Annotated in this window: 10 protein-coding genes; 5 read left to right on the forward strand and 5 right to left on the reverse strand. The window is 40.2% G+C overall.

Annotation, left to right across the window (positions count from 1 at the left end; genetic code table 11):
* Window positions 1-224: 224 nt before the first annotated feature.
* Window positions 225-758 (reverse strand): AAA family ATPase, encoded by a 534-nt coding sequence (locus ACFSR6_RS20450; RefSeq protein WP_379082407.1) that lies wholly within the window; start codon window positions 756-758, stop codon window positions 225-227.
* A gap of 421 nt (window positions 759-1,179) precedes the next feature.
* Here ACFSR6_RS20450 and ACFSR6_RS20455 point away from each other — a divergent pair, with 421 nt between their 5' ends.
* Window positions 1,180-1,497 (forward strand): peptidase associated/transthyretin-like domain-containing protein, encoded by a 318-nt coding sequence (locus ACFSR6_RS20455; RefSeq protein ID WP_379082408.1) that lies wholly within the window; start codon window positions 1,180-1,182, stop codon window positions 1,495-1,497.
* A 207-nt stretch (window positions 1,498-1,704) separates the two neighbouring features.
* A complete protein-coding gene (carB, locus tag ACFSR6_RS20460; protein WP_379082410.1) occupies window positions 1,705-4,542 on the forward strand; it encodes a carbamoyl-phosphate synthase large subunit in 2,838 nt (945 codons plus the stop codon).
* A gap of 265 nt (window positions 4,543-4,807) precedes the next feature.
* Here carB and ACFSR6_RS20465 read toward each other — a convergent pair whose 3' ends face one another.
* From ACFSR6_RS20465 to ACFSR6_RS20475, 3 genes are all read right to left on the reverse strand, one after another.
* A complete protein-coding gene (locus ACFSR6_RS20465; protein ID WP_379082413.1) occupies window positions 4,808-6,115 on the reverse strand; it encodes a M20/M25/M40 family metallo-hydrolase in 1,308 nt (435 codons plus the stop codon).
* Between the two features lie 8 nt (window positions 6,116-6,123).
* The gene (locus ACFSR6_RS20470) at window positions 6,124-7,965 is read right to left on the reverse strand and encodes a M61 family metallopeptidase (protein ID WP_379082415.1); all 1,842 of its coding nucleotides are present in this window, start codon (window positions 7,963-7,965) and stop codon (window positions 6,124-6,126) included.
* A gap of 106 nt (window positions 7,966-8,071) precedes the next feature.
* Window positions 8,072-9,193, reverse strand: coding sequence for a DUF4407 domain-containing protein (locus tag ACFSR6_RS20475; RefSeq protein ID WP_379082417.1), 1,122 nt, complete (start codon window positions 9,191-9,193; stop codon window positions 8,072-8,074).
* A 129-nt stretch (window positions 9,194-9,322) separates the two neighbouring features.
* Between ACFSR6_RS20475 and ACFSR6_RS20480 the strand changes: the two genes are divergently transcribed.
* Both ACFSR6_RS20480 and ACFSR6_RS20485 read left to right on the forward strand, forming a co-directional pair.
* A complete protein-coding gene (locus ACFSR6_RS20480) occupies window positions 9,323-9,640 on the forward strand; it encodes a rhodanese-like domain-containing protein (protein ID WP_138819055.1) in 318 nt (105 codons plus the stop codon).
* Between the two features lie 203 nt (window positions 9,641-9,843).
* Window positions 9,844-10,041, forward strand: coding sequence for a DUF6358 family protein (locus tag ACFSR6_RS20485; RefSeq protein ID WP_183766889.1), 198 nt, complete (start codon window positions 9,844-9,846; stop codon window positions 10,039-10,041).
* On the opposite strand, the gene ACFSR6_RS20490 is transcribed toward ACFSR6_RS20485, so the two are convergent.
* Entirely contained in the window at window positions 10,019-11,050 is a 1,032-nt protein-coding gene (locus ACFSR6_RS20490) for a dipeptide epimerase (RefSeq protein ID WP_379082419.1), read from the reverse strand. The two genes, ACFSR6_RS20485 and ACFSR6_RS20490, sit on opposite strands and share 23 nt — an antisense overlap.
* A gap of 78 nt (window positions 11,051-11,128) precedes the next feature.
* Between ACFSR6_RS20490 and ACFSR6_RS20495 the strand changes: the two genes are divergently transcribed.
* Window positions 11,129-12,265, forward strand: coding sequence for a hypothetical protein (locus ACFSR6_RS20495; RefSeq protein ID WP_379082421.1), 1,137 nt, complete (start codon window positions 11,129-11,131; stop codon window positions 12,263-12,265).
* Window positions 12,266-12,285 lie beyond the last annotated feature (20 nt).

Below are 12,285 nucleotides of genomic sequence, written 5' to 3' on the forward strand. Positions count from 1 at the left end.
TAAGCGTGTTTTTTGATATTTTCTGACTTAAATCTTTAACAACAGATTACCTAACAGCTGATTTTTGCATTTTAGATTTAGTACAACGGATGGCGGGACTACAGTTGCCATAAAACACTGTCTTTTCATTTCCTGAAAAGAAAAATATTCTATTATTAGTTGGAAATGAAAGGTTCTACCCCTTTGGCATTTTCAGCCCGCTTTCCAAAAATTATAATATCCTCTTAGATTCTGGACAAAAAGCTATCAATTGCCTTGATCGCATTGCCTGCCCGCTCATCGCCCAAACCGCCAACTACTTTATAATTTGCATTTAAGGCACGGAGTTCGTTATGCCAAACCTGCATAAAATACTCCCGTTTATCCGGGAAGTCGCGCAGCGGATCGTCTTGCCATGGCAAATCGATATCCATGAGCAGGTACAAATCATACGGCTTTTTCGGTAGTGCATCCAATACCACCTGAGGTGTTTCACCGAGTACTTCGTCGCTCCAGATTTTTACCGTGATAAAAGTAGTATCGCAGATAATAAAATCACTTTCGGTAGTTACTAAAATGGCATCCTCTAAAGCGACCTGCCCATAGTACATATTCACTTCATCCTGCAGGGTGTAATCGGCGACCAGGTTTTCGCAATAGTAACGGGCATACTCAGGCACCCACGGAACTTTATAATATTTTGCAAGCAACTGAGATATAGTAGATTTCCCCGTACTTTCCGGGCCAACAATTGCAATCTTTTTAATGTTTTTATTCACGATACGTTTTCTGAATACGGTCAAATGTAAAAGAAAAAATCCGGTTGAGGAGGGCTCCTCCAACCGGATAATAAACCAAACAAACTATTTATGAAGAAATCCTCATGGCGGGTAACTAATCCGCGGAGGAAGCTTTAGATCTTTATCTAAAGTATATACAAAACGTATATGTGTTTTGCTTATTACAACATTATTGCCAATATTTCGGGTATCACAACTTCGTGACTTAATTGTGACCAATAGGCCCGTTTTTACAAAATTCTTTTAACAATAATTAACATTTATAACAAAAACCATACGGTTGACTTTTACACTCATGTATAATTTATAGTACAATCATGAAAATAGTGTTCATTATTTAAAACTTTTTGTACTAAATGCTGTTATTTATTTCGGACATTAACAACTAAAACGTTATATCATGAAAAAGTTATGTGTTGCATTATCTCTTTTAATTGTTTTTGCTTTAGGTTCAATTGCCTTTACAAATATTAAATTGGGTGGGATAGTCGGAAAAATTACACCAAGTGATGCCGCTTCTGGCGTTTCGCTTGTCGCAGCAACAGACACGCTAAAAGCACAGATCAGTCAAGGTGTTTTTACTTTTACCAACCTCAAAGAAGGTGTTTATACTGTTGTGGTAAAAGCTAATGCACCATATAAAGATGCAGTAATTGAGAAGGTGGCTGTGAAAGATAGTGCCACCACTGATTTAGGCGAAATTAAATTATTACAGTAGCTCATTTCGCAAAAGAAAAATCTAAAAAGAGTGCTTAAATCGCACTCTTTTTTATTTTAAAAAAAACGTCCCAAACTCGCGCCAAAGATGTATCTTTGCATCCCGACAGAACAGTTGGGATTTTCCTCATAACAAGCAAAAAACCTTCTTGCTTCTTCACCTTCGGGTTCAACACTTTAGAATTTTAATTATTGTTTAAGCTTTATCATGCCTAAAGACACTTCCATCCGCTCAGTACTGATTATAGGATCCGGACCAATTATTATTGGCCAGGCCTGTGAATTTGATTACTCGGGCTCGCAAGCGGCCCTTTCTTTAAAAGAAGAAGGGATTACCGTTTCCATTATCAACTCCAATCCGGCTACTATTATGACGGATAAGGTTATCGCCGACCATGTTTACCTGCGGCCGTTAACTGTTGATTCAATAGAGGTTATTTTACAAGAGCATATTGACTCTGCGGATTTGCCAAGAATTGATGCGGTACTTCCTACAATGGGCGGTCAAACAGCGTTAAACCTTTGTAAAGAGGCTGAAGAACGTGGTGTTTGGGAAAAATATGGCGTAAAAGTAGTTGGTGTAGATGTTGATGCGATTGAAAAAACAGAAAACCGTGAGTCTTTCCGCCAGTTAATGGTTGATATCGGTGTTGGTGTTGCACAATCTAAAATTGCCAATTCATTTTTAGAAGGTAAAGAGGCTGCACAAGAAATCGGCTATCCATTGGTAATCCGTCCTTCATATACCCTGGGTGGTTCTGGTGGTGGTTTCGTACACAGAAAAGAAGAGTTTGATGCTGCTTTAAAACGCGGCCTGGAAGCTTCGCCAACCCACGAGGTCTTGGTAGAAAAAGCAGTTTTAGGCTGGAAAGAGTATGAGTTGGAATTGTTAAGAGATAGCAACGATAACGTAATCATTATCTGTTCGATCGAAAACTTCGACCCGATGGGTATCCACACCGGAGATTCGATTACGGTTGCTCCAGCCATGACACTTTCTGACCGCTGCTACCAGGAAATGCGTAACCAGGCGATTAAAATGATGCGCGCAATCGGTAATTTTGCAGGTGGTTGTAATGTTCAGTTCTCGGTTAATCCGGTAGATGACGAAATCATCGCCATCGAAATCAACCCACGTGTATCGCGTTCATCAGCATTGGCAAGTAAGGCAACCGGTTATCCGATTGCTAAAATCGCAGCTAAGTTAGCTATAGGTTACAACCTGGATGAAATCGAAAACCAGATTACCAAAACTACTTCTGCTTATTTCGAACCAACTTTAGATTACGTAATCGTTAAAGTACCACGCTGGAACTTTGATAAATTTAAAGGCGCAAACAAAGAGCTTGGTTTGCAAATGAAATCGGTAGGTGAGGTAATGGCTATCGGCCGTACGTTCATCGAAGCTTTACAAAAAGCTTGTCAGAGTTTAGAGATCAACCGTGCAGGTTTAGGTGCAGATGGCAGACAAGTACGTAATATCGAAGAAATTATGGACGGCCTTGAGCATGCTTCATGGAACCGTTTGTTCTTAATAAAAGATGCCATGGCAATGGGTGTGCCTTTAGAATCGATTCGTAAGGTAACCAAAATAGACAAATGGTTCTTAAACCAGATCCAGGAGCTTGTCGCTTTAGAAACTGAATTAAAAAGATACTCACTAAACAATATCCCACGCGATTTCTTCTACACCTTAAAACAAAAAGGATTTTCGGATGTGCAGATTTCGTGGCTGCTGGGTAATGTAACCGAAGATGAGGTTTACGCACGCAGAAAAGAACTAGGTATCCGCAGGGTATATAAAATGGTTGATACCTGTGCTGCTGAATTCCCGGCACAAACGCCATATTATTACTCTACTTTCGAAGAGGAAAATGAATCGGTACCTACAGATAGGAAAAAAGTAATCGTTTTAGGCTCTGGTCCTAACCGTATTGGCCAGGGTATTGAGTTTGATTACTCTTGTGTACACGGCTTATTGGCGGCTAAAGAATCGGGCTTCGAAGCCATCATGGTGAACTGTAACCCTGAAACGGTTTCGACCGACTTTAACATGGCCGATAAACTTTACTTCGAACCGGTTTTCTGGGAACATGTACGCGAAATTATCGAGCTGGAGAAACCTGTTGGCGTAATTGTTCAGCTTGGTGGACAAACCGCCTTGAAAATGGCTGAGAAACTTACGCAAAACGGCATCAAAATTATAGGAACTTCTTTTGAGGACATGGACATTGCGGAAGACCGCGGCCGTTTTTCAGACTTATTGAAGGATTTAGATATCCCTTACCCGAAATATGGTGTTGCTGAGAATGCAGAAGAAGCAATTCTTGTAGCAAATGAGGTAGGTTACCCGGTACTGGTTCGTCCGAGTTATGTATTAGGCGGACAAGGAATGAGTATTGTGATCAACGATGAAGACCTGGAGAAAGCAGTGGTAAAATTACTGGGTGATTTGCCGGGCAACCGTGTATTGATTGACCACTTTTTAGACAGGGCAGAAGAAGCAGAATCAGATTCAATTTCTGATGGTGATGAAGTACATATCGTGGGTATGATGGAGCATATCGAACCTGCAGGTATCCACTCAGGAGATTCGTTTGCGGTATTGCCAACCTTTAGTTTATCAGAAACGGTAACTAAAGCGATGGAAGAATATTCTATCAAAATTGCCAAAGCCTTAAATGTACGTGGATTACTGAACATCCAGTTTGCCATTAAAGATGAAAAGGTTTATGTAATCGAAGCGAACCCAAGGGCATCCCGTACGGTTCCGTTCATTGCAAAAGCTTATGATGTACCTTATATTAACATTGCAGCGAAAATTATGCTGGGTGTAGCAAAACTGAAAGATTTTACCATCGAACGTAAGCTACAAGGTTATGCGATTAAAGAACCGGTGTTCTCTTACGAGAAATTCCCGGAGGTTACGAAAGAGCTTGGCCCTGAAATGAAATCGACCGGTGAAGCGATCCGTTTCATCAAAGACTTGGAAGATCCTTACTTCCGCAAGCTTTACAAAGACAAGTCGATGTATTTAAGTAAATAATAAAAGAAAAAAGGCTCCCAATATAAATCGGGGGCCTTTTTGTTTGTATCATCTCGACTGAAGCACAATCTAGACATTAAGTCGGGAGAGAGATCTATAGTCTTCTTTGCAACGGGGATTTGCGAGATCCGCATTTATAATGCGGGAAATGTAGTACTTATTTGCGATGCAATCGCCTTTCTCATTCATCCTCGTTACAAACGAGGACGACGTACTTGGTTAAAACCTCGCATATCTCAAAGATCTGCGAGGTTTTTATAGTTAACTATTTATTCAACTTTGGTATTCTTGTTGGTGTATCAGTGCCATTTACGATGCTGGTTGCGCTTTTCGCAATGGCTTTAATGGTAGATAAGATATTTTCTACATCTAAAGAACTGTATTCGTCTTTCACGCTGTGGTACAGTTTATCGATATCGATTTTATCGGTACTGATGGTATGCGCCGGAACACCTAAAGCAGCTAAAGTTGCATTATCACTTCTATAAAATAAGTTTTGATCTGGATACGGATCCGGATGGAAAGTAAATTCGGTTCCTGCTAAGTTTTTCTGTAAAATCTTACCAAAATCAGATCTTTCATAACCGGTAATAAATGCGGTATTCTTGCCAAATTTCGAATCCTTACCAATCATCTCAATATTGAACATGGCTACCACATCGTCAGGATTTAATTTTTCAGAGAAATATTTCGCTCCGAAGCCCCCGATTTCTTCAGCGGTAAAAGCGACAAATATCAGCGTGCGCTCATTGTTTTTCAATGCCTTGTAATATTTAGCAAGAGCAATCATTGCAGTAGTTCCCGAAGCATCATCATCAGCACCATTGGCAATGCTATCACCTTCTACGGGCTTTAAAAAGCCAAGGTGATCATAATGCCCCGAGAAAATCACGATTTCTTTTGCTTTAGATTTACCAGGAATCATACCAGCCACATTGAACAATGGCATTTGGGTTACCTTGCTTTTAAAATTTGCCGAAAAATCTGTTGCGGCATCTTTTCCTAAAACAAAAACCTGTACGGCACTGGTGGTAGCTTTTATATCCTTTTCATCAACTGTTGCCGGTTTGCCAAAATAACCTTTGTAACGGTTAAAAAGGTCGGCAAATTTGCTATCCACCAAAACAATCTGGTTTTTCCCGGCTCCCATCATGGTTCTCAACTGAGCCACAAATGGTTTATCAGGATCTAATTTAACCACAGTAGTATTTGATTTATCGAGCGAAACACTTTCTGAGGTAACGCCCGTAACGATTAAATTTTCGGGTGCAATTTCCTGTCCGTCTATTTTAACACTGGTACTTTGATTGGCAACCTGGTATTTGTTAAATGTTTGGCGAAATGTTTTTTCACCTGTCAAAGGTTGTAAGCCAATTTTTTTAAATTCTGATTCGATAAATGTTGCCGCTTTATCGATACCCGGTGTAAATGTTGCACGCCCCTGCATCTCATCGGCACTTAAGGTTTTAATCAGGTGATCGGTATATTCGCGGGTAATAATTTTATCTATGTTTTGCGCTTTAAGCTGCAAACCTGCCATCCCCAATAGGGCAAAAAGGGCTATTCTCTTCATTTTTATATTTAATTAGTTGTTTTCGATTTAACCTGTGTGCCTAACCAGCTGGTTCTGAAATTTTGCATGGCAGCTGTTAAGGTTCCGCCTGTTTTTTCAATGCTTATTAACTCTAAGGCCGGATTTTCAGCCAGGGTTAATTTTGTGCTTTTTTCTACACCACGGTACAGATAAGTGATATTAAGTACATCGCCAGGTTTGTGTGCATCTGTAATTGAGTTAACCGTTTCTAGGTCTTTTATCGCTGTGCCATTAATGGTTAAAAGTACATCATCTACATCCAATCCTGCCTGATAAGCAGGTGTGCCGATTAAAGTTTGCGGTAAAATTACCTTTCCATTTTGCACACTAAGGCGGCCAAAACCTGTAAACGCTTTGTCAGGACTTGCCTTGCGTAACACCAGGCCGGCATTTAGCAACAGTTGTGCATAATCATTTTTTTCAGTGCCATAAATGTATTTTTTAAAGAAGGTAGCTGCAAAAGATGGGTTTTTAGTTAAGCTTGCTAATGTTTTTTCTAAATCCGGAACGGTATAGGCAATTTCTGGCTTTCCGTAAGCTTTCCATAGCGCACGCATGTAATCATCAAGCGTTAGTTTAAACTCAGCCCTTAAACGGAGGTCTAATGCCAGAGCAGTTGCCGCTCCATAAGTATAATAAGAAGTAAAAATATTAGCTTTATTGGTTTGGTCGATCGCTACACCTGCATCGGCAAATACGGCATAACGGCTGGCTTCGATGGGCGAAAAATTGAGCGCTCCGGGTGAGAGTAAAACCGCGTTTACCAATCCATTAAAAGTCTGTATGGCATTATCTTCTGTTTTCAAACCTGCACGGGTTAGCAGCAGGTTACCATAATATTGGGTAAAGCCTTCGGCCAGCCAAAGTTCATTGCTCATGTTGGCATGTTCGAAATTAAAGGGCTCAAGGGTTTTGGGACGTAATCGTTCCACGTTCCAGCTATGAAAATATTCATGCGAAAATGTACCCAGCAAATTAGATTCGTAGCCAGCAATTTTTGGTGTACGCTGCACGATGGAAGTCGAATTTCGATGCTCCATCCCGTCGCCTGCATTATCAGGGTAAACATCATGCAAAAAGTAATAGTGACCGTAATCGTAGGTTGGAAATTCGCCCCACACCGCTAAATGTTCATCAACCATTTTCTTCAGCATTGCGGCATAATTATCAATGGTTTGCTGATCATCGTTGGCATGTGAAACCAGGTGGATGGTTTGCATTTTTCCGTCAGTATTTTTAACCTGCCAGCTGGCGGTTTTATAATCGGCTATTTCAATGGGGCTATCCATAAAATACTGCAGGTTTGGCGCAAAATAACTTCCATCAGCCTGGGGTTTTAGCTGCGTAGCTACTTTCCAGTTTTGGTTACCGGCATAATTAAATTTTACCGTCCTTGCACGGTTATCCATGCCTAGCGGGAAAGCAAATGTTGCCGGAATATTCATGTGGGCATGCGTTTCGTCGAAACCGGCATAGGTACCGTCAATCCAGTTGCCAAAAATGGTATAGGTTATTTTAACGCTGTTGCCATGGCCCGGGATTTCGTATACATCGCCGGCAGATTGATTAACCATTAAAGGTTTTCCTGTGCCATCAAAAGCTTTTAAATGATATATATTTTTGCCAAACTCATGTGTGGCATACCGGCCAGGGGAAGAACGGCTCATGCGCACCTTTAGCGTACCTGCCGGTACGTTAGGAATGTACATACTGATCTCTGCCTCATGGTGGATGGCATTGGGAAATGAAACCGTGTAACTGATCTCATTTTGGGCAAAAGCGGTAAGTGAGAACAGGCTCACCATGGCAGCACCTAAAAAAGTCTTCATAAAAAGCAATTGATGAGGGCAATTTAATAAAAATGGAAGATGTAATCACGTAAAATGGAAGTATTTCGCTACGCGATTTCGTCTTTTCTACTCCATTTTACCTCAATTAACTATCCCAATCGTATTTCTCCAGATCGCGGTAGGCTTTCCCTTTTATAATTTCCTTCTTTTTAGAAGATTCTGAATCGACCCTCGTTTCGTGGATGTTATCAGCTACTTCGAAATGAAAATCCTTATCTTTTTTAGAATGGTAAATCGAAACTTCATCTCCATCGGCAATGGCATAATCGTAAGGGCCACGTGCACTCATCAGCTTAACAAATACCGGTAAACACTCAAAAAAGATAAACAGCAGACCAATAAACATAACTGCAATGGCTGTATTATTGTCGCGGCTGCCATCTACGTTAAATTTAAGCTGGCCCAGGGCCCAGTTACGGTCGGCAAAACCTGCAATATCCGATAAGCTGTCTAACTGCTTTTTGGTGTAAAGTTTTTCGGTAAACAAACCATCAAATTCTTTGCGTTTATCGACAAAGCTTTCAGACTTATTGATGGCCGCCTTTAAAGAATCGAGTTCGGAGGTACGTTGTGCAATTTCAGCTTCTTTGCGTTTAGCATAAGGACCATACCCCATTATGCCCGATGTTTCGGTAGTTTTGTTCCCAAAAATCTCAAAATTCAGCTTTTGTCGGTCAGCTTTTATTCCTTTTTCAAGCGAATCTCTTGTAGCTTTTTGTTGGTTTAATCTGCCAAACTCTACCTGGTATTTTTTCTCGAAAGCTTTGTTCAAAGTATCAATTTTGGCCCTCTGACCATTGAGGTAGCTTACTTTTAAGCGCTCTTTGATTTCTTTATCAAAAATTTTCAGTTCGATTGGCCGCGATATTACCATACCGATCATAATGGCCAGTAAAATACGTGGGGTAGCCTGTAGCAGCTGTTTATTGGTGCTCGCACTTTTATCAATGCTTGATACGATATAACGGTCCATATTAAAAATGGCCGCCCCCCATAAAAAGCCAAAAATAATAGCGAAAACCACGGCCAGATCGGCGCCTTTAAACACAAAATACATGGCGTAACCACCAGAAAGTGCCGCAAATAAGCCCGTAAAGAAAATGGTGGCACCAATGCCGGTATATTTATTTTGCTCTGAAGGATATTTTTCTAGCGTTGGAATATGAGCGCCGGAACAAAACCAAAAGAAACGGTTCAACTTGTCCATTTGTAACTATTTATATTTAAACGCCTAAGGGTTTCAGTTGTTACAGTTCCAGGCAAAATTTTATGGCATTTTTTTGATGTAACGGGTAAAGCCGATTTTCCTATATTTGCATAAATACATTTAATAAAAATGAAAGAAATATCGGTACAAGAGCTAAAAGAGAAAATCGATAATAAAGAAGATTTTCAACTAATTGATGTTCGTGAAACATTCGAATACGAGGTTTCCAATCTTGATGGTGAGAATATCCCTTTAGGTGGAATTTTAATTGAGGCCGACAAAGTTGCTAAAGACAAACCTGTAATTATCCAGTGCCGCAGTGGAAAAAGAAGTGCAGCCGCAGTAATGCAATTAGAACAACAATACGGATTTGAAAATCTTTATAATTTAAAAGGCGGGATTTTAGCCTGGCAAGAGGCTTTTGACCCGAATATGCCGGTTTATTAGAATAACCACCTATCAAATGACCAAATTCCAATGATCAATTGGAGGAGGGTTATATTTAGCACAAACAAATATCAATTTTCAAACTTTAACCTCACGCCAATAAACGTTTTGAACATTTTTTGTCTCTGGGTAGGGTTTGAATATTGATTATTGCTCATTGGTGCCTTGTACATAAATTCTCTTACAAACTAAATCCTCTAATCGTGGGTAAAAAATTTGCTTTAAATATCTTTTACAACCTGGCCATTATCTTATCTATTTTTGGTTTGGTGTGGTGTTACAACAATCATAAATACCTGCCGGCAGGTTTTCTGGTTGGTGTGGCTTGTTGTTTATTTTATTTCAAATACCAGTTAACCAAAGAGATCCGTAAGTCTTTTAAAGAAAAAGATCCGAAGTAATACCTTCAAGCCCTAATCCTGGCAGGTCTTTTAAAATATATTTGCCATTTTCGAAAGCCGGATCGATAAACGGATTGTTCTTGGTAAGCCAGGGGCCATCTAAATCGGCCCAGTTACATAAAGGCGCCAAAGCTGCCGCGGCTAAAGTTGCGCAACTGGTTTCGCTCATACAGCCAATAAGCACTTTCATACCTAAAGAACGTGCTTTTAAAATCATTTGTGAACCTTCATACATGCCACAGCTTTTCATCAGCTTTACATTAATGCCGTGATAAGCGCCTTTTAGTTTATCTATATCTGCTAAACGCTGTACCGCCTCATCTGCCAATAACGGAATTGGGCTACGTTCTGTAAGCCATGCATTCCCATCGGGATTATTTTTATCCATTGGCTGTTCAATCAATACTACACCCTGGTTATGCAGCCAGTAAATCAGGTCGATGGCTTTTATTTTATCTGTCCAGCCCTGGTTAGCATCCACATACAGGGGTACGCTGGTCATACTTCTTATGGTTTCGATGATTTCCTGATCGTTATCTCTTCCCAGTTTTACTTTAATTACTTTAAATGATTCGGCCTCTTTCAGTTTCTCGCGGATAATTTCTATCGTATCAATCCCAATGGTGTAGGAAGTTACGGGCATTTTAGCAGGATCAGCACCATAAATTTCGTAACAGGGTTTATTTAAAAGCTTACCCTGGATGTCGTTAAGCGCAATATCAATGGCCGCTTTAATGGCCGGCTGACCGGGTGCAAGGCGATCTAAATAAGCGATAATTTCTTCAAAATTGAACGGAAACCGGATTTTGTCCCAGTCTACCAGGTTGAGAAAAGCGTTAGCAGTTTCGTAACTCTCGCCCATATAAGGCACCATAGAAGCTTCACCATATCCCACAGTACCTTCATATTCGACCCTTAATAACATTAAAGGGGTGCTGGTCCGGGTAAATTTCGAAATCGAAAAAGGATGTTTTAATTCTAACTCAAATTGCTTGCAACTAATTTTCATTATCAATCGTCTTCTAAATAAATGAGGTAATTACCGTGTTACAAATTATCTTTGTTTATTAACGCAAATATTCCTGCCATGAAAAACATTTCAAGATTACGGTATTTTATTTATTTATCCTTATTAATTATTGGAGGATGTACCACAGGGAAAAAAGCCTTACAAAAAGGTGATTATGATGCTTCAGTTGAAAAATCGGTAAGCAGGCTGCAAAATTCGCCAAAAAACAGCGAAGCCATGGAAGTACTGAAAACGGCCTATGACCTGGCTTTAAAAGACCATTTGCGAAAAATTGATGAAGCCAAAATGTCAAACGACTTATTCAGGTGGGAATCAATAATGTACGATTATCAAAAAATAAATCAATTGGCCGATGAGATCAACAGCTGCCCTGCCTGTCTGGCAATTGTTCCCAATCCGTCAAAATACATTACAGAACTGGCCGAAAGCAAATATAATGCTGCTGGGGCAAGGTATAATTCGGGCTTAGGTTACTTAAGAGAAAAGACCCGTCAAACCGCCAAAAAAGCATACTACGAGTTTGAGAAAACCTTAAATCTTCAACCCAACTATAAAGATGCCAAAGCAAAAATGGAAGATGCTTATTGGGCAGCCGTAACCAGGGTTGTGGTGCAGCCGATTATCGTAAACAGCAGTTTTTACAAACTAAGCGCTGATTACTTTCAGCAGCAGATCGATCAGTATATCGCAAAATATACGAGGAACAGGTTTGTGATTTTCTATAGTGAAGAGCAGGCCACCAATCAAAAAATTGTTCCCGACCAGGTATTAAGCTTAAATTTTGATGATTTTGTAGTGGGACAGACCTATGTAAAGGAAAGGGTAGAAAAATTAAAACGCGATAGTGTGGTGATTGGTGAAACCCGTACTAAAAGGCCCGTTTACGGCACCGTAAAAGCCACTTTAAGTATTTTTGAAAAAAACATCAGCTCGTCAGGATTGTTGGACATGAGCATTACTGACTGGAAAACAAGAAAACTGCTACGCCAGCAGAAATTTCCGGGCACTTACATTTGGCGTGATAGCTGGGCAAGCTTTCAGGGCGACGAAAGGGCTTTAAGTAAAGAACAGCTGATCATGACCAGGAGAAAAGAAACATTACCTCCACCGCCAAGTGCCCTGTTTTTGGAGTTTACCAAACCGATTTATAATCAGTTGGTTGATGATATCGGGTATTATTATGCTAATTACTAGGTGCGAGCAAGGTGGAGGCG

This window comes from Pedobacter vanadiisoli (genome assembly GCF_042684385.1).
Lineage (GTDB): Bacteria > Bacteroidota > Bacteroidia > Sphingobacteriales > Sphingobacteriaceae > Pedobacter > Pedobacter vanadiisoli.

What these genes read in the sequence shown, in the direction of transcription:
- ACFSR6_RS20480 (WP_138819055.1), top strand. Translation starts at nt 9,323, where the DNA reads ATGAAAGAAATATCGGTACAAGAGCTAAAAGAGAAAATCGATAATAAA.
- ACFSR6_RS20470 (WP_379082415.1), bottom strand. Translation starts at nt 7,965, where the DNA reads ATGAAGACTTTTTTAGGTGCTGCCATGGTGAGCCTGTTCTCACTTACC.
- ACFSR6_RS20475 (WP_379082417.1), bottom strand. Translation starts at nt 9,193, where the DNA reads ATGGACAAGTTGAACCGTTTCTTTTGGTTTTGTTCCGGCGCTCATATT.
- ACFSR6_RS20465 (WP_379082413.1), bottom strand. Translation starts at nt 6,115, where the DNA reads ATGAAGAGAATAGCCCTTTTTGCCCTATTGGGGATGGCAGGTTTGCAG.
- ACFSR6_RS20495 (WP_379082421.1), top strand. Translation starts at nt 11,129, where the DNA reads ATGAAAAACATTTCAAGATTACGGTATTTTATTTATTTATCCTTATTA.
- ACFSR6_RS20455 (WP_379082408.1), top strand. Translation starts at nt 1,180, where the DNA reads ATGAAAAAGTTATGTGTTGCATTATCTCTTTTAATTGTTTTTGCTTTA.
- ACFSR6_RS20490 (WP_379082419.1), bottom strand. Translation starts at nt 11,050, where the DNA reads ATGAAAATTAGTTGCAAGCAATTTGAGTTAGAATTAAAACATCCTTTT.
- carB (WP_379082410.1), top strand. Translation starts at nt 1,705, where the DNA reads ATGCCTAAAGACACTTCCATCCGCTCAGTACTGATTATAGGATCCGGA.